This window comes from Deinococcus yavapaiensis KR-236, assembly GCF_003217515.1.
Classification (GTDB): Bacteria; Deinococcota; Deinococci; order Deinococcales; family Deinococcaceae; genus Deinococcus_A; species Deinococcus_A yavapaiensis.
In genome coordinates, this window is record NZ_QJSX01000001.1 from 215,522 (window position 1) to 232,225 (window position 16,704).

At 66.0% G+C, this 16,704-nt stretch carries 15 protein-coding genes; all 15 read left to right on the top strand.

What is annotated here, in order from left to right; all coding sequences use genetic code 11:
* Window positions 1-61: 61 nt before the first annotated feature.
* Window positions 62-1,414: a DNA repair protein RadA gene (gene radA / locus DES52_RS01055; RefSeq protein WP_170130829.1), complete on the top strand. Its 1,353-nt coding sequence runs from the start codon at window positions 62-64 to the stop codon at window positions 1,412-1,414.
* 46 nt (window positions 1,415-1,460) lie between these two features.
* Window positions 1,461-2,489, top strand: a complete 1,029-nt coding sequence (locus DES52_RS01060; RefSeq protein WP_110884900.1) for a PIN/TRAM domain-containing protein — start codon at window positions 1,461-1,463, stop codon at window positions 2,487-2,489.
* Between the two features lie 38 nt (window positions 2,490-2,527).
* Window positions 2,528-4,300 carry a M3 family oligoendopeptidase gene (locus tag DES52_RS01065; protein ID WP_110884901.1) on the top strand — a complete coding sequence of 591 codons (1,773 nt, stop codon included), beginning with the start codon at window positions 2,528-2,530 and terminating at the stop codon, window positions 4,298-4,300.
* A 196-nt stretch (window positions 4,301-4,496) separates the two neighbouring features.
* Window positions 4,497-5,795, top strand: a complete 1,299-nt coding sequence (locus DES52_RS01070; protein ID WP_110884902.1) for a 3-isopropylmalate dehydratase large subunit — start codon at window positions 4,497-4,499, stop codon at window positions 5,793-5,795.
* 7 nt (window positions 5,796-5,802) lie between these two features.
* A complete protein-coding gene (locus DES52_RS01075; RefSeq protein WP_110884903.1) occupies window positions 5,803-6,297 on the top strand; it encodes a 3-isopropylmalate dehydratase small subunit in 495 nt (164 codons plus the stop codon).
* A complete protein-coding gene (gene leuB, locus DES52_RS01080; RefSeq protein WP_110884904.1) occupies window positions 6,290-7,339 on the top strand; it encodes a 3-isopropylmalate dehydrogenase in 1,050 nt (349 codons plus the stop codon). The genes DES52_RS01075 and leuB overlap by 8 nt, the downstream gene beginning before the upstream one ends.
* Before the next feature lie 213 nt (window positions 7,340-7,552).
* A complete protein-coding gene (locus tag DES52_RS01085) occupies window positions 7,553-7,750 on the top strand; it encodes a hypothetical protein (protein ID WP_110884905.1) in 198 nt (65 codons plus the stop codon).
* 10 nt (window positions 7,751-7,760) lie between these two features.
* Window positions 7,761-9,425, top strand: a complete 1,665-nt coding sequence (ilvB, locus tag DES52_RS01090) for a biosynthetic-type acetolactate synthase large subunit (protein ID WP_110884906.1) — start codon at window positions 7,761-7,763, stop codon at window positions 9,423-9,425.
* Window positions 9,422-9,988: an acetolactate synthase small subunit gene (gene ilvN, locus DES52_RS01095; RefSeq protein ID WP_110884907.1), complete on the top strand. Its 567-nt coding sequence runs from the start codon at window positions 9,422-9,424 to the stop codon at window positions 9,986-9,988. Before ilvB ends, ilvN begins: the two co-directional genes overlap by 4 nt.
* An 88-nt stretch (window positions 9,989-10,076) precedes the next feature.
* Complete coding sequence (ilvC, locus tag DES52_RS01100; RefSeq protein WP_110884908.1) at window positions 10,077-11,087, top strand: ketol-acid reductoisomerase; 1,011 nt, start codon at window positions 10,077-10,079, stop codon at window positions 11,085-11,087.
* 97 nt (window positions 11,088-11,184) lie between these two features.
* Window positions 11,185-11,934 (top strand): uracil-DNA glycosylase, encoded by a 750-nt coding sequence (ung, locus tag DES52_RS01105; RefSeq protein WP_110884909.1) that lies wholly within the window; start codon window positions 11,185-11,187, stop codon window positions 11,932-11,934.
* Between the two features lie 190 nt (window positions 11,935-12,124).
* Complete coding sequence (locus DES52_RS01110) at window positions 12,125-13,699, top strand: 2-isopropylmalate synthase (RefSeq protein ID WP_110884910.1); 1,575 nt, start codon at window positions 12,125-12,127, stop codon at window positions 13,697-13,699.
* A complete protein-coding gene (locus DES52_RS01115) occupies window positions 13,699-13,986 on the top strand; it encodes an antibiotic biosynthesis monooxygenase family protein (protein ID WP_110884911.1) in 288 nt (95 codons plus the stop codon). Before DES52_RS01110 ends, DES52_RS01115 begins: the two co-directional genes overlap by 1 nt.
* Window positions 13,987-14,075: 89 nt before the next feature.
* Entirely contained in the window at window positions 14,076-15,767 is a 1,692-nt protein-coding gene (ilvD, locus tag DES52_RS01120; protein WP_110884912.1) for a dihydroxy-acid dehydratase, read from the top strand.
* Between the two features lie 150 nt (window positions 15,768-15,917).
* Window positions 15,918-16,664: a class I SAM-dependent methyltransferase gene (locus DES52_RS01125; protein ID WP_110884913.1), complete on the top strand. Its 747-nt coding sequence runs from the start codon at window positions 15,918-15,920 to the stop codon at window positions 16,662-16,664.
* Window positions 16,665-16,704 lie beyond the last annotated feature (40 nt).

Genomic DNA, 16,704 nt, shown 5'->3' on the forward strand with positions numbered 1-16,704 from the left:
CACCCCCTCGCCCACAGAGGCGAGGGGGCCTTTCATGCACGTACGTTACGATAGGAGCAGAATGGCGAGAGTATCGACGAAGTACACCTGCGCGTCCTGCGGGTATCAAGCCGCGAAACCGATGGGCAGATGTCCGAACTGCTCGGCGTGGAATTCCTTCGAGGAAGTCGTTTCGGCGCCCACGAAAAGCAGCAGTTTCGGCGGTGCCTACGGCGGCGTGAAGGGCGGCAAGCTCACGGCGCTTTCCACCGTCGGACGGCGCGAAGAGCCTCGGACGCCGAGCGGCGTGCCCGAACTCGACCGCGTGCTCGGCGGAGGGCTCGTGGCGGGCGGCGTGACCCTCATCGGTGGAGAGCCCGGCATCGGAAAGAGCACCTTGCTGCTGCAAGTCGCCGACAAGCTCGCCAAGGACGGCAAGAGCGTGTTGTACGTGGCGGGCGAGGAGAGCTTGGAGCAGATTCGCCTGCGCGCCGACCGCCTCGGCGTGACGAGCGAGATCCAAATGACGCGCGACACGCGCGCCGAGCACATCGCGGCCTTGCTCGACGAGCACAAGCCCGCCTTGTGCATCGTCGACTCCATCCAAACGGTGCAAATCGAAGGCGAGGGCGTGGCGGGCGGCGTGGCGCAAGTCCGTGAGGCGACGGCGATGCTGACGCGCGCCGCCAAGGAATCGGGAACGAGCACCGTCCTCGTCGGACACGTCACGAAGGAAGGCACCGTGGCGGGACCGAAGGTGATGGAGCACATCGTCGACACCACCGTGTTCCTGGAGAGCGTCGGGCAGTATCGGCTCTTGCGCAGCGTCAAGAATCGCTTCGGGCAGGCGGGCGAACTCGGCGTGTTCGAGATGAGGGAATCCGGGCTCGTGGCCATCGAGAATCCCAGCGCGGCCTTTCTCGCCGAGCGGCCCGTCGGCGTGCCGGGCAGCGTCGTCGCCGCGACGATCGACGGGCAACGGCCCATGCTGCTCGAAGTGCAAGCCCTGGCCGCGAAGACGCCGTACCCGAATCCTCGCCGCGTCGTCGTCGGGCTCGATCCGCGGCGCGTCGATGTCGTCCTCGCGGTGCTCGAGCGTCGCCTCGACCTCACCTTGGGCGGCTTGGACATCTTCGTGAACCTCGCCGGGGGGATGAAGGTGCCCGATCCGGGACTCGACCTCGCCGTGGCGCTCGCCGTGTACAGCGCCGTCGTCGGAAAGGCGCTGCCCTCGGACGTCGCCGTGTTCGGCGAGGTGGGTCTGGCGGGCGAGGTGCGCACCGTGACGAGCGCCTTGAGACGTGCCGAGGAGGCGAGGCGCGCAGGATACGCGCGCCTCGTGATGCCGCCCGGCGTCGAAGGCGCGGGTGTGGGCAGCGTCGAGGACGCTCTGAAGGTCTTATGGCAAACGAGTCGTGAGCGGGCGGCGAAATGACGAATTTTTTACAACCTGCTCACTCGTTGAGTACACTAAAGGTGTAATGGCCGTTCGCCTCTTCTTTCTCCTCGTCGGCCTCCTTGTTGGATACGGCGTCGGTCGTCTGCTCACACTGCTCGGCCTCGGCGACGGGGTGAGCGCGACTGCCAACACCGCCTATCTCATGCTGGCGGGTCTGCTGTTGTCGTTCCTGCTCGGACCTCGCCTCGAGCGTTGGCTCACGCAGTCCTTCGAGAGCTTCGTCCGCTGGTTCTCGAAGCTCGATCCGCGCCGCGTCACCGCCGCGACGGTCGGCCTCGTGGTGGCGTTGCTCTTGAGCGTCCTGCTGTCAAGCGTCCTCGCGACCGTTCCCTTCTACACGTGGTACCTCAACATCCTCGTCACCGCCATCCTCGCGTGGTTCTTCGTGTACTTCGCGCTGCAAAACGCCTCGTCGTTCTCGGGGCTCGGCTGGTCGACGGCGGGAACGACGCGCAAGCGCGCCAACGTCAAGGTGCTCGACACGAACGTCATCATCGACGGGCGCGTCACCGAGCTCGCCAAGGCGGGCTTCGTGGAAGGTGAGATCGTCGTTCCGTCGTTCGTGCTGCGTGAACTCCAACTTCTCGCCGACCACGGCGATCCCCAGCGGCGCGCCCGTGGCAAGCGGGGCTTGATCGTGCTGGAGGAACTGCGAGGCGCGGTGCCCGTGCGTGTGCAGGAGTGGGACGCGCCCGACGTCGCGGCCGTCGACGACAAGCTCGTGCGGTTCACGCGCGAAATCGGCGGCAAGCTCGTCACGAACGACGCGAACCTCTCGAAGGTCGCGACCCTCTACGGCTTGAAGGTTCTGTCGATTCACGAGGCGGCGACTGCCTTGCGGCCGAAACTGCAAGCGGGCGAGTTGCTCGACGTGACCGTCACGAAGGCGGGGCAGCAAGCCGGGCAAGGCGTGGCGTACCTCGACGACGGCACGATGATCGTCGTGGAGGACGGCATGAAGTACAAGGGCAAGACGGTGCGCGTGACGGTGCTGAGCGCGGTGCAGACGAACTTGGGCCGCATGGTCTTCGCGAAAACCGTCGGTGACTGAGGCTGCCGCGCGTCCAAACAAGTGTTAGACTGCCCGCGATGGACAATTTGCCTCGCTGGAACACGACTTCCATGTATCCGTCGCTTCAATCGCCCGAATTCACGGCGGCCTTCGACGAATTGATCGGCGACGTCGCCGAATTATCGCGGACCTTCGACGAGCTCGGCATTCACGCGAACGCCAAGCTCGACGACGAGACCGCCGCGCTCGAACGCGCCTTGGACGGTATGAACGCCGTCTACGAGAAGCTCGCGCGCATCCGGTCGTACCTGTACGCGTTCGTCTCCACGAACTCGCGTGACGACGTCGCGCAAGGCAAGATGAGCGAGCTCGGCGTGAAGACCGTCGTGCTCGGGCAGCTTTCCACGCGCTTCGAGGCATGGATCGGCGGACTCGACTTGGAGCGTGTCCTCGCGCAGAGCGAGGCGGCGCGCGACCACGCGTACATGCTGCGCCGCGCCGCCGTGCGGGCCAAGCACCAGATGACGCCTCAAGAAGAGGAGCTCGCGTCGCTGCTCAACCTCTCGGGCGGCTCGGCGTGGGCGAAGCTTCACTCGAACGTCACGTCGCAGCTCAAGGTGGACGTCCACGGGCAAGCCTTGCCGATGAGCGCCGTGCGCAACCTCGCCGCCGACGCCGACGCGAAAACGCGCGAAGACGCCTACCGCGCCGAACTGGGCGCTTGGCAGACGGTCGAGGTCACGCTCGCCGCCGCCATGAACGGCATCAAGGGTCAAGCGAACGTCTTGGGACAACGGCGCGGCTACGCCGACCCGATCGAGCCGACCCTCACGGCGAACTCCATCGACCGCGAGACGCTCGAAGCGATGCAGGCCGCGTGCGTCGACGCCTTCCCCGCCTTTCGGCGTTACTTCCGCGCCAAGGCGAAGTTGCTGGGCCGCGACCGCTTGCCGTGGTGGGACCTCTTCGCGCCCGTCGGCAAGACCAGCAAGGCGTGGAGTTACGACGAAGCGAAGGCCTTCATCGTCGAGCAGTTCGGCACGTACTCGGACAAGCTCGCCAACTTCGCCGACCGCGCCTTTCAAGAAGACTGGCTCGACGTTGCGCCCCGCGAAGGCAAGGTGGGCGGCGCGTTTTGCATGGGTTGGCAAAACGGCGAGAGCCGCATCCTGCTGAACTACCGCCCCGACCTCGACTCCGTCTCGACGCTCGCGCACGAACTCGGACACGGGTACCACAACCTCTGCCTCAAGGACCGCCGTCCCCTACAAAAGGGCACGCCGATGACGCTCGCCGAAACCGCCTCCATCTTTTGCGAGACGATCGCCGTGAACGCCGCGCTTTCGGCGGCGAGCGGCGACGAGAAGCTCTACATCCTGGAGACGCAACTGCAAGGCCACGCGCAAGTCGTCGTGGACATCCACTCGCGCTTCTTGTTCGAAAAGCGCGTGTTCGAGGCGCGTAAAGCCCGCGACCTCTCCCCCGCCGAGTTGTGCGCGTTCATGGTCGAAGCGCAGGAAGCGACGTACGGCGACGCGATCAGCGATCCGCATCCGTACATGTGGGCCGTCAAGTCGCACTACTACGGCAGCAGCTTCTACAACTACCCGTACACGTTCGGCTTGCTGTTCGGCTTGGGCCTGTACGCCGTGTATCAGCGTGACCCCGAGGCGTTCAAGGCGGGCTACGACGACCTGCTGGCGTCCACGGGCCTCGCCGACGCCGCGACGCTTGCGGGCCGCTTCGGCATCGACACGCGCAGCAAGGCGTTCTGGCAAGGCAGCCTCTCGGTCATTGAGGCCAGCATCGACGAGTACGAGAAGATGGTGCACAGCGTCGTCACGGCCTGACTGGACAACGTGAACTTCGAGACGGCCGCCGCACTTTAAGCTGACCGCAATGTTCGAGCGTCCCCCACAACGAAGAATCGGCACGGCGGTGCTTCTTCTTCGACGGGGGCCTTGAGCTGACCCGGACAACGCTCAACGCCCCCGCACACCAACTCGGTTGCGGGGGCCGTTCGTTTCGGGCAGGAGGCTGCGTGTTATGGGAATGACGATTTCCGAGAAGATTCTGGCGGCGAAAGTCGGGCGTGAGAAGGTCGTGCCCGGCGAACTGTACGAAGTGCCGATCGACTGGGTGCTGTGCCACGAAGTCACGACGCCCGCCGCGCTGCGCATGCTCGAAGCGCGCGGCATGAATCGCGTGTTCGACCCGTCGCGCATCGTCGCGATTCCCGATCACACCGTGCCCGCCATGGACATCAAGGCGGCCAAGCTGTACCAAAAGCTCAAAAGTTGGGTGCAGGAGTTCGGCATCCAGCACTGGTTCGAGGTGGGCCGAGCGGGCATCGCGCACGTCGTTTTGGAAGGCACGGGCCTTATCAAGCCGGGCGAGACCCTCGTGAGCGGCGACTCTCACACCTGCAACGCCGGCGCCCTCGGCATGTTCGCGACCGGGGTGGGGTCCACGGACCTCGCTGGCGCGATCTACTCGGGCAAAGTGTGGTTCAAGGTGCCCGAGACGATGCTGATTCGCGTCACGGGCGAACTGCAGGAGGGCGTCACGCCAAAGGACCTCGTGTTGGAGGTCATCAAGCGCATCGGCGCGGACGGCGCGAACTACCTCGTGATGGAATGGGTCGGCGACACCATCGACCGCATGGACATGGAGGGCCGCTTCACCCTCACGAACATGGCGATCGAGGCGGGCGGCAAGACGGGCATCATCGCCGTGGACGACACGACGCGCAACTTCCTCGCGGCGCGCGGCGTCTCGCCCGATCAATACACCGAGCACCGCAGCGATCCCGACGCCGAGTACCAAGTCGTCGTGGACATCGACGCCAGCGAAGTCGAGCCCACAGTCGCCTATCCGCACATTCCCAGCAACGGGCGCGTGGCGGGCAGCGACAAGATCCGCGTCGATCAAGCGTACGTCGGTTCGTGCACGAACGGGCGCATCTCGGATTTGCGCGACGTCGCGCGCATCTTGCGCGGACGCAAAGTCGCCGACCACGTTCGCATGATCGTCGTGCCCGCCACGCAGGCCGTGTGGAAGCAAGCGGTCGTGGAAGGCCTCATGGAAGTGTTCGTGGACGCGGGCGCGACCGTCAGTTACCCTTCGTGCGGCGCTTGCCTCGGGATGCACTCGGGCGTGCTCGGTCCGAACGACGTGTGCATCTCCAGCACGAACCGCAACTTCGTCGGACGCATGGGCGACCCGTCCGCGCAGATTTACCTCGCCTCGCCCGCCACGGTCGCCGCGAGCGCCGTGCGGGGCTACATCACCGATCCCCGCGAATTCAACGAATCGCATCAAGCCGTCGCGGTCAGCGCGGACTGAGGAGAACATGCCGAAAGTTTTCGTGTACCAGCGAGAGCACATCAACACCGACGAGATCATTCCCGCGCGCTACCTCACCTCGGACGTCGAGGCGGAACTCGCGCAGCACGCCATGGAGGACCTCGACGGTTCCTTCGTGGAGCGCGCCGCGTCCGACGACATCCTGATTTGCGGGGAAGACTTCGGCTGCGGATCGAGCCGCGAGCACGCCGTGTGGGCCATTCGGGGCGCGGGCGTGCAGGCCGTGTTCGCGCCGAGCTTCGCTCGAATCTTCTACCGCAACGCCATCAACAACGGCTATCCCGTCTTCGAGAACCGCGAAGTGCTCGAAGCGTTCGAGGACGGCGACGAGGCGGCCCTCGACATCGAAGCGGGCACGCTGACGAACGTGCGGACGGGCCGAGTCGTGCACTTCGCGCCTTTGCCGGACTTCGCGTTGGACATCGCGCGGGCGGGCGGTCTGCTGGAGTACTTGAAAGCCAAGGAGGTGCAGCATGCCTAAGGTGGTCGCGCTGCCCGGAGACGGCATCGGCAAGGAAGTGACGGACGCGGCGGTCGCGGTCTTGAAAGAAGTCGCGCCGGACGTGACGATTCAAGAGCTTCTGATCGGCGGCGCGGCGGTCGACGCGGCGGGCGTGCCCTTCCCCGGCGAAGTCGAGGCGGCCGTCACCACGGCGGACGCCGTGCTGCTCGGCACGGTGGGCGGACCTCGGTACGACACCTTGCCCAGAGAGTTACGGCCCGAACGAGGCTTGCTCGCCCTTCGAAAGGCGCTCGGAGTGTACGCGAACATCCGCCCCGTTCGGGTCGTGCCGGGCCTCGAGCACCTCTCGCCGTTGAGGCCGGAGAAGGCGCGGGGGGTGGACGTGCTGATCGTGCGCGAGTTGCTGGGCGGTCTGTACTTCGATTCGAACCGTGGGCGCAGCGGAGAGCGGGCGCACAACACCATGAGTTACACCGTGCCCGAGATCGACCGCATCGCGCGCATCGCCTTCTGGGCGGCCGAGCAGCGGCGCGGTCACGTCACGAGCGTCGACAAGGCGAACGTGCTGGAAGTCAGCGAGTTGTGGCGCGAAACGGTCACGAAGGTCCACGAGGAGAAGTACCGTCACGTCACGCTTCGGCACGAACTCGTCGACTCGGCGGCGATGCTGCTCGTCTCGAATCCCACGCGCTACGACGTGATTCTCACCGAGAACTTGTTCGGCGACATCTTGTCGGACCTCGCGGCCGTGCTGCCAGGCTCGCTGGGACTCATGCCTTCGGCCAGCCTCGGAGACGGACCGGGCCTGTTCGAGCCCATTCACGGCTCGGCGCCCGACATCGCGGGGCAAGGCGTCGCGAATCCGGCGGCGGCGATTCTCAGCGTCGGGATGCTGCTGCGGCACGGCTTGAAGCGCTCGGGCGCCGCGAACAACGTGGACGCCGCCGTGAGCCTCGCTTTGCGCTCGCATCCTACCCGTGACATCGGCGGCACGGCCTCGACGCAGGCGTTCGCGGACGCCGTGCTGCAAGCGTTGTCCACGACGAACGTCAGCGCCTGAGAAGCGAACATTCGTTTGTCTACACCTTCTCGTCGCCCCGAAGGAAAAGGGCATTAATGTGACGTCAATGCACCGCGCGCTTCCCAGCCTTCTCGTACTTGTACTTCGCTCCGGGGGTTTCTGAGCGAGGCGCGCGCGCATCGACCACAAGGAGCCCCCGGACGCAAGTTCGGGGGCTCGCGCATTTCCAGCAACACACGAAGGGAACGGGACATGAAACGGGACACGACACATCAACACAAAGCGCGGGCGACGTTCGCCCCGAACTGCTTCGCGCGCCGCGAGTTCACCGAGCTCTCGCGGCGCGCTCCCTTTACAGCCCGGGCGGCCCTTCACGCGCTGATCGGCGCGCTGAGCGACCCCCGCTCGACCGAAGCCCTCGCGCCCGTCACGGTGAGGTGGCAACGATGAGGTACCAAGCATGAAACGCACCGGCGCGCACGCTTTGTGGGAAACTCTGCTCGCACACGACCTCACGACCGTCTTCGGCTATCCCGGCGGAGCCATCATGCCCGTTTACGACGCCCTCACGGCCTTTCCCGACATGCGGCACGTTCTCGTGCGCCACGAGCAGGGCGCGGCCCACATGGCCGAAGGCTGGGCGAAAGCGACCGGCGAGGTCGGCGTGTGCATGGCGACGTCCGGTCCCGGCGCGACGAACCTCGTGACCGGCCTCGCCGACGCGATGCTCGACTCGGTGCCGCTCCTCGCGATCACCGGGAACGTCGCGCGGCCCCTCATCGGCACGGACGCCTTTCAAGAAGCGGACATCACGGGCATCACCTTGCCGATCACGAAGCACAACTACCTCGTGAAAAGCGCGGCGGAACTGCCCGGCATCGTCGCCGAGGCCATTCGCATCGCGCGCAGCGGTCGGCCCGGTCCCGTCCTCGTGGACATCCCGAAGGACGTGCAACTCGAAGCGTTCGGCGGCGAAATTCCCCGGCCGCACGCGAAGCCCGAGCCGATGCGACCGTCCGAAGCGGCAATCGAGGCGGCCCTGGAAGTCCTGCGCGGCGCGAAGCGGCCCGTCTTGATGGTGGGAGGCGGCTCGCAGCACGCGGCGGCAGAGATCACCGAGTTCGCGCGAGCGTGGAACTTGCCGACCATCACGACCCTCATGGGCCTAGGGGTCTTTCCCGCCTCGGACGAGTTGTGGCTCGGGATGCCGGGCATGCACGGCTCGGTGGCAGCGAACCGAGCGATCAGCAACGCGGACGTCCTCGTCGGCATCGGCTTGAGGTTCGACGACCGCGTGACGGGCAAGGTGTCGCGGTTCGCGCCGCACGCCCACATCGTCCACGTCGACATCGACGCGGCCGAGATCAGCAAGATCGTCCGCGCGCACACGCCCGTGCGCGGCGACGCGGGCGTGACCGCGAGACGCCTCGCGCAGGAAGCGACGCGCCTCGACAATCCCGAGTGGCACGCCAAGCTCGCCGACTGGAAGACGCGCTTCATTCGGCACGATCACTGGAGCGCCGGGTACGCGGTGAAAGCCATCACGGAGCGTCTCGCACCGGACGACATCTTGTCGACGGACGTCGGGCAGCACCAGATGCTCTCGGCGCAACTCGCCCGTTTCGAAAAGCCGCGTCGCTGGCTCACGTCGGGCGGACTCGGCACGATGGGCTTCGGCTTTCCCGCCGCGATCGGCGCGGCGATGGCGCAGCCCTTCGTGCGAAGCGTCGTCATCGCCGGAGACGGCGGCTTCCAGATGACCGCGCAGGAACTCGCGACCCTCACGCGCTACAAGGTGCCCGTCAAGATCGCCGTGATCAACAACTCCTTCCTCGGCATGGTGCGTCAGTGGCAAGAACTCTTCCACGAGCGCCGCTACTCGGAGGTGTACCTCGGCGGAGACAATCCCGACTTCGTGAAGCTGGCGGGCGCGTACAACATTCACGGCTTGCGCGCCTCGAACGAGGCGGAGCTGCCGAGCGCCATCGACGCTTGGCTCTCCCACGACGGCCCGAGCCTGCTCGAAGTCGTCGTGCCCAACGAGCACGGCGTCTTCCCGATGGTTCCGGCGGGCGCGGCCCTCGACGAGATGGTGGAGACGGCGCCGCAGGGGGTGGCTCAATGACGGCTTACACGCAAACCTCCGACTTTCTGCTGTCGCTCATCGTTCGCGACGAACCGCGCGTCCTGACTCGGGTCGCCAGCCTCATCGGGCGGCGCGGGTACAACATCAAGAGCTTGTCGGTCGGCACGACGGAAGTCCCCGGCGTGTCGCGCATGACGATCGTCGTGCAAGGCGACCGCTCGATCGTCGAGAACGCCATCGCGCAACTCGAGAAGCTGCAAGACGTCATCAAGGTCGTCGATCACGCTCTCGAGAAGTTCGTGGACCGCGAACTCGTCCTCGTCAAGGTTCGCATCGAGTCGAGCGAGCAGCGCATCGAGGTGCGGCACATCGCCGAGGACTTCCGGGCGCGCATCGTCGACGTGGGCCGACGCGCCTTGATGTTCGAGGTGACGGGCGACGAAGGCAAGATCACCGCGTTCATCGAGCAAATGCGCCCCTTCGGAATCATCGAGACGATGCGCACGGGCCGCGTGGCCCTCACGCGCGGCAGCAACGCCGACATTCCCAGCCACGTGTACGGCGAAGGTCCGACGCAAGCGCTCGAACCCGTGATCAACTGACCGCACGGACGGGCAGCGCGCCTTCCCGACTTCCCCTTCGACATCCCGACTCGCGCCCTTTCGAACTTCAGGGCCTCCAGGAGACATCATGACCGCGAAAATGTACTACGACGCCGACGTCAACCTCTCGATCCTCGCCGACAAGACCATCGCCATCATCGGGTACGGGAGCCAAGCGCACGCGCACGCCCAAAACTTGCGTGACAGCGGCCTCGAAGTCGTGGTGGGCCTGCGCGAAGGCAGCCCGAGCCGCGGCAAGGCGCTCGCGGCGGGTCTGCGCGTCGCGACCATCGAGGAAGCCACGCAGCAAGGAGACGTCGTGATGCTCCTCATTCCCGACGAGCATCAACCTGCCACGTACGAGCAAAGCGTCGCGCCGCACCTCACGGCGGGCAAGGCGCTCGCGTTCGGGCACGGCTTCAACATCCACTTCGGCCGCATCACGCCGCCCGAGGGCGTCGACGTGTTTCTCGTCGCGCCGAAGGGGCCGGGACACATGCTGCGCCGCGTGTACGTGGAAGGCGCCGGCATGCCGGGCATCTTCGCCGTGCATCAAGACGCGACCGGGCAGGCGCGAGACATCGCCCTCGCGTACGCGCGCGGCATCGGTTGCACGCGCGCCGGGGTGCTGGAGACGACGTTCAAGGAAGAAACCGAGACGGACTTGTTCGGCGAGCAGACCGTGCTGTGCGGCGGCCTCACGAAGTTGATCCAGACGGGCTTCGAGACGCTCGTGGAAGCGGGCTACCAACCCGAGATCGCGTACTTCGAGACGTTGCACGAAGTGAAGCTCATCGTGGACCTCATCTACGAGAAGGGCTTCGCGGGCATGCGCCACTCCATCTCGAACACCGCCGAGTACGGCGATTACGTGACGGGACCCAAAATCATCACGGAAGACACGCGCGAGACGATGCGCGAAACGCTGCGCCGCATTCAAGCGGGCGAGTTCGCGCGCGAGTTCGTCGCCGAGACGGAAAACGGCTACCCGAACATGAAGCGCTGGCGCACCGAGATGAACGAACATCCGCTCGAAGTCGTCGGGAAGAAGTTGCGCGGCATGATGCCGTTCATTCAAAAGAAGGAACTGGAAGTCTAAAGCGGCGTTCGCTTCACGCGTCGTCCCTCTCCCCTCGGCGGGAGAGGGACTGTCTTTCTCGCGCTCGGCGCGTATGCTGCCTTGCAGGAGACGCAGCATGCCCGAGAATCCATCCGACTTGTTCGGTTCGACGAACACGCCCGAAACCTCGAAGTCGATCAAGCCCGCCGGACTTCCAGAGTCGTGGCAGCGGGCGCTCGACGCGGAATTCGCCGCGCCCTACTTTCACGCCCTCAAAGACTTCCTCGTGGAGGAGAGGCGCGCGTACACCGTATATCCGCCCGCGCCCGACGTCATGAACGCGCTGCGCTTCACGCCGCTGGAAAACGTGAAGGTGCTGATTCTCGGGCAAGACCCGTACCATGGGCCCGGTCAGGCGCACGGACTGAGCTTCTCGGTGCGGCCCGGCGTGCGCGTGCCGCCGAGCTTGCAAAACATTTTCAAGGAGCTTCAAGCGGACATCCCCGACTTCAAGCCGCCGAAGCACGGTTACCTGAAAGCGTGGGCGGAGCAGGGAGTCTTGCTTTTGAACGCCGTCTTGACGGTGCGGCAAGGCGAGCCGAACAGCCACGCGGGTCGCGGCTGGGAGCACTTCACGGACGCCGTCATCGAGGCGGCGAACGCGCAGGAGCAACGCGTCGTGTTCGTGCTGTGGGGTGCGTACGCCCGCAAGAAGAAGAAGCTCGTGACGGGTCGGCAGCACGTCGTGTTGGAAAGCGCTCACCCCAGTCCCTTGAGCGCCGAGCGCTTCTTCGGCTCTCGGCCGTTCAGCAAGGTGAACGCGGCGCTTCAGGAAGCGGGCCGCGCACCCGTCGATTGGCAGTTGCCGATGAAGGTGGAGGAATAGACAACCCGAACGTTCGTTCTTGAATGTGGCTTCACGAACTCTTACAGTCGAGACATGTTCGGTCGCCGCTCGCTTCTTCTTCGTCCGCTCCGGGAGAGTCGGGCGTAAGAATCGCGTGCGCCAACCACCCCCGGAGCGAACAAAGCTCCGGGGGTTCGCTTTTGGGTTTCGTTTCGACAAGGAGAACGCCATGACGAGTTCCACTTCCCGCATCCACATCTTCGACACGACCCTGCGTGACGGCGAGCAGTCGCCGGGCGTCGCCCTCAACCACAACCAGAAGATCGAGATCGCGCACGCCCTCGCGCGTCTGGGCGTGGACGTCATCGAGGCGGGCTTTCCGATCACGTCCGACGGGGACTTCGAGTGCGTCAAGCGCATCTCGCGCGAAGTCCGCGGCCCGACGATTTGCGGCTTGGCGCGCACGGCCCGAGGAGACATCGAACGGGCCGCGCAAGCGCTCGAATCTGCCGCGAAGTCGCGCATTCACGTGTTCACGTCCGCCAGCAAGGTGCAAATCGAGCACATGCTGCGCAAGACGCCCGAGCAAGTCGTCGAGTCGAGCGTGAAGGCCGTGCAGTTCGCGCGGCAGTTCACGGACGACGTGGAGTTCAGCGGGCAAGACGTCATGCGCGCCGACTTCGACTTCGTGATTCGCTTGTACGACGCGGCCATCGAGGCGGGCGCGACGGTCATCAACATTCCCGACACGGTCGGGTACGGCACCCCCGAGGAGTACGGGCGCCTCATCGCCCGCGTGCGCGACGAGATCGTGCGCGGCCGGCCGGTCGCGATTTCGACTCACTGCCACGACGACCTCGGCATGGCTACCGCCAACAGCCTCGCGGCCGTCGAGAACGGCGCCACTCAAATCGAGTGCACCATCAACGGCATCGGCGAGCGAGCGGGCAACACGTCGCTGGAGGAAGTCGTGATGGCGATTCACACGCGCCGCGACCACTACCGAGCCGAGACGGGCCTGCGCACGCGCGAGCTGTACCGCGTGTCACGCCTCGTGTCGCGCCTCACGGGGATGCCCGTCCAGCCGAACAAGGCCATCGTCGGCGACAACGCCTTCGCGCACGAAAGCGGCATTCACCAAGACGGCGTGCTGAAGCACAAGGAAACGTACGAGATCATGAACGCCGAACTCGTCGGGCGCGAAGCGGCCGTCATGGTGATGGGCAAGCACAGCGGCCGCGCCGCGTTCCGCAAGGCGCTCTCCGACCTCGGGTACGTCACGAACGGCACCTCGGACCGAGGGCTGAACGAGGACGCCGTGAACGCCTTGTTCGCCCGCTTCAAGGAACTCGCCGACCGCAAAGGGCAAATCTACGCGGACGACTTGCGCGCCCTCGTCGAGGCGGGCGCGGAAGTGCAAGCGACCTTCCACATCGACTCGTTGCAAGTCCTGTCGGGAACGCACGTCACCCCGACCGCCACCATCAAGCTCACCTCGCCGAACGGGATGCTGGAAGCCGCCGCCACGGGCGACGGTCCGGTGGCCGCCGCCATGAACGCCATCAGCCACGCGACGGGCATCACGCCCGAACTCGACAGCTACCGCCTTCAAAGCGTCACGCGCGGCAACGAGGCGCTCGGGGAAGTCAGCGCGGGCGTGCGCTACAAGGGCGTCACCGTGATGGGCATCGGTCTCGCGACGGACGTCGTCGAAGCGTCCGCGAGGGCGTGGCTGCACGCCATCAACCAGATCGTCGCGGGGCAGGCCCGCGTCAAGGCGACCGTGACGGCGGAGACGCCCTGATGATCCTCGAAGTCGCCACCATCGAGTTGCACGAAGGGGGCGCGGACGAATTCGTTCGCGTGATGCCGAGCGCCTTTCCGATCCTCGAAAGCACGCCCGGGTACCTTCGGCACGAACTGCACCGAGGCGTCGAACGTCCCGACGTCTTCACCCTGCTGGTGTGGTGGGAGAACCTCGAAGCGCACACCGTCACCTTTCGGCAATCCGAGCGCTTTCCGGCGTGGCGGGCCGTGTGGGGCCACTTGCTGCGGCACGCCCACGTCGAGCACTTCGAGCAGACTTACTGAATCGGCCCCGAACCAAGGGCTTCGCGAAGAACGGCCGAAGTAAGACAAGACGGCGCGCACGCGGCGCCGCACGCGGTACAAGGAGAGACATGACCGACACGAAAACCCGTCAACTCAACTGGAACTCGAGGGTCGTCACCCAAGGCGACGAGCGCGCGCCCAACCGGGCGATGCTGCGCGCGGTGGGCTTCACCGACGAGGACTTCGGCAAGCCCATCATCGGGGTGGCGCACGCGCAAAGCAACATCACGCCGTGCAACAACGGCCTCGGGGCGCTCGGCGACCACATCTTCGACGCGATCAAGACGGGCGGGGGAATGCCGCAGATCTTCGGAACGATCACCGTGTCCGACGGCATCTCGATGGGCACCGAGGGCATGAAGTGCTCGCTCGTCAGCCGCGAGGTGATCGCCGACTCGATCGAGACGGTGTGCCGCGGCCAGTCGCACGACGGCGTGGTCGTCGTGGGCGGTTGCGACAAGAACATGCCCGGCGCGATGATCGGCATGGCGCGCCTCAACATCCCGGCGATCTTCGTGTACGGCGGAACGATCAAGCCGGGCCATCACGACGGGCAGGACCTCACGATCGTCTCCGTCTTCGAGGCGGTCGGGGCGTTCGGGGCGGGCAAGATCGACCGCGCGGAATTCCAGGCGATCGAGAAGAAGGCGTGTCCCGGCAACGGATCGTGCGGCGGAATGTACACGGCGAACACCATGTCGAGCGCCTTCGAGGCGATGGGCATGAGCTTGCCGTACTCGTCCACGATGGCCGCCGAGGACCTCGAGAAGGCGGAGAGCGCCGCCGAGTCGGGCCGGGCGCTCTTGAAGTTGATCGAACTGGATCTGCGTCCGCGCGATATTCTCACGAAGCAGGCGTTCGAGAACGCCATCACGGTCATCATGGCGGTTGGCGGCAGCACGAACGCGGTGTTGCACCTCATGGCGATCGCGCACGCGATCGGCGTGGACCTCGCCCTCGACGACTTCGAGCGTATTCGCGAGCGCACGCCCGTCTTCTGCGACCTCAAGCCGAGCGGGAAGTACGTCGCGACGGACCTTCACCAGGTAGGCGGCATTCCGCGCGTCATGAAGATGCTGCTCGAAGCAGGCCTGTTGCACGGCGAGTGCATGACGGTCACGGGCAAGACCATCGCCGAGAACCTCGCCGACGTGCCGAGCGAGCCCGACGCGGGTCAAGACGTCATCTTGCCGTTCGAGACGCCGATCTATCAGCAAGGGCACCTCGCCGTGCTGCGCGGCAACCTCGCGCCCGAAGGTGGCGTGGCCAAGATCAGCGGCCTCAAGAGCATCAAGATCACGGGTCCCGCGCGCGTGTACGACTCGGAAGAGGCGTGCATGGCGGCCATCATGGGCGACGAGATCCGTCCTGGCGACGTCATCATCATTCGCTACGAGGGGCCCAAAGGCGGGCCGGGCATGCGCGAGATGCTCTCGCCCACCTCGGCGATCATCGGCAAGGGCCTCGGGGACTCGGTGGGACTCATCACCGACGGACGGTTCAGCGGCGGAACGTACGGCCTCGTGGTGGGACACGTGTCGCCCGAAGCGCAAGTCGGCGGGCCGATCGCGCTCGTCCACGAAGGCGACCTCATCACCTTGAACGCCGAGACGTGCGAGCTCACCATGCACGTGCCCGACGAGGAGATCGAGCGGCGCCGCGCCGCATGGTCGCCGCCGTCCCCTCGGTACACGCGCGGCGTGCTCGCGAAGTACGCCAAGCTCGTCGGGAGCGCCGCGCGCGGCGCCGTGACCGACTGATTTACTCGCGACCCGGCAACACGTCGGTTCACAAGCTCGCGGTCGTCCTCGTGCTCGAGGGCGACTGCGCGTAGCGAGCGGCGAAGAGGCGAGGCAGCGAAGATCGCGCGCCGAGCAGCGAAAGCCTGCTTCGAGAAGGAGGGCGAGGCCATGACGACTTGGAATTCCGATTTGTACCGCGATCGCCACGCGTTCGTATGGCAGCACGGCGGCGGCGTGCTGACGTGGCTCGACGCGCAGCCTGGAGAGCGCATCGTGGACCTCGGCTGCGGCACGGGCGAGCTCACGGTGAAGATCGCCGAGGCGGGCGCGAGCGTGTTGGGCATCGACGCTTCGAGCGAGATGATCGAGGCGGCGTCGACCAAATTTCCAAGCTTGACGTGGAAGGTCGCGGACGCCCGGACGTTCGAGGTGGAGCCGCACGACGCGATCTTCTCGAACGCGGCGCTTCACTGGGTGAAGCCGCCCGAGGCGGTCGTCGAGCGTGTAGCCGCTTCGCTACGCCGAGGTGGGCGCTTCGTGGCGGAGTTCGGCGGACGGGGAAACGTCGCGGGCATCGTGGAAGCGACGAGCGAGGCGCGGCGTCGGCTGGGCCTGGCGGACGTGCCCGCGCCTTGGTACTTCCCCAGCGTCGGCGAGTACGCGAGCTTGCTGGAGTCCTTCGGGCTGGTCGTGCGCCGAGCGGAATCGTTCGAGCGGCCCACCCGCTTGGAAGGCGAGGACGGCTTGCGGGCGTGGCTGACCATGTTCGGCGGTGGATTGCTCGCGAAGTTGGACGACTCGGAGCGCGAAGCGGTGGTGGTGGAGGCGGAGCGCATCGCCCGCGCCACGCTGTGGCAATCGGGCGAGTGGGTGGCCGATTACGTCCGCCTGCGCGTCCTCGCGGTTCGAGCTTAGGGGCGGCGATCTTCGCGAGCGACCGTTCCCGGCAGGGCTT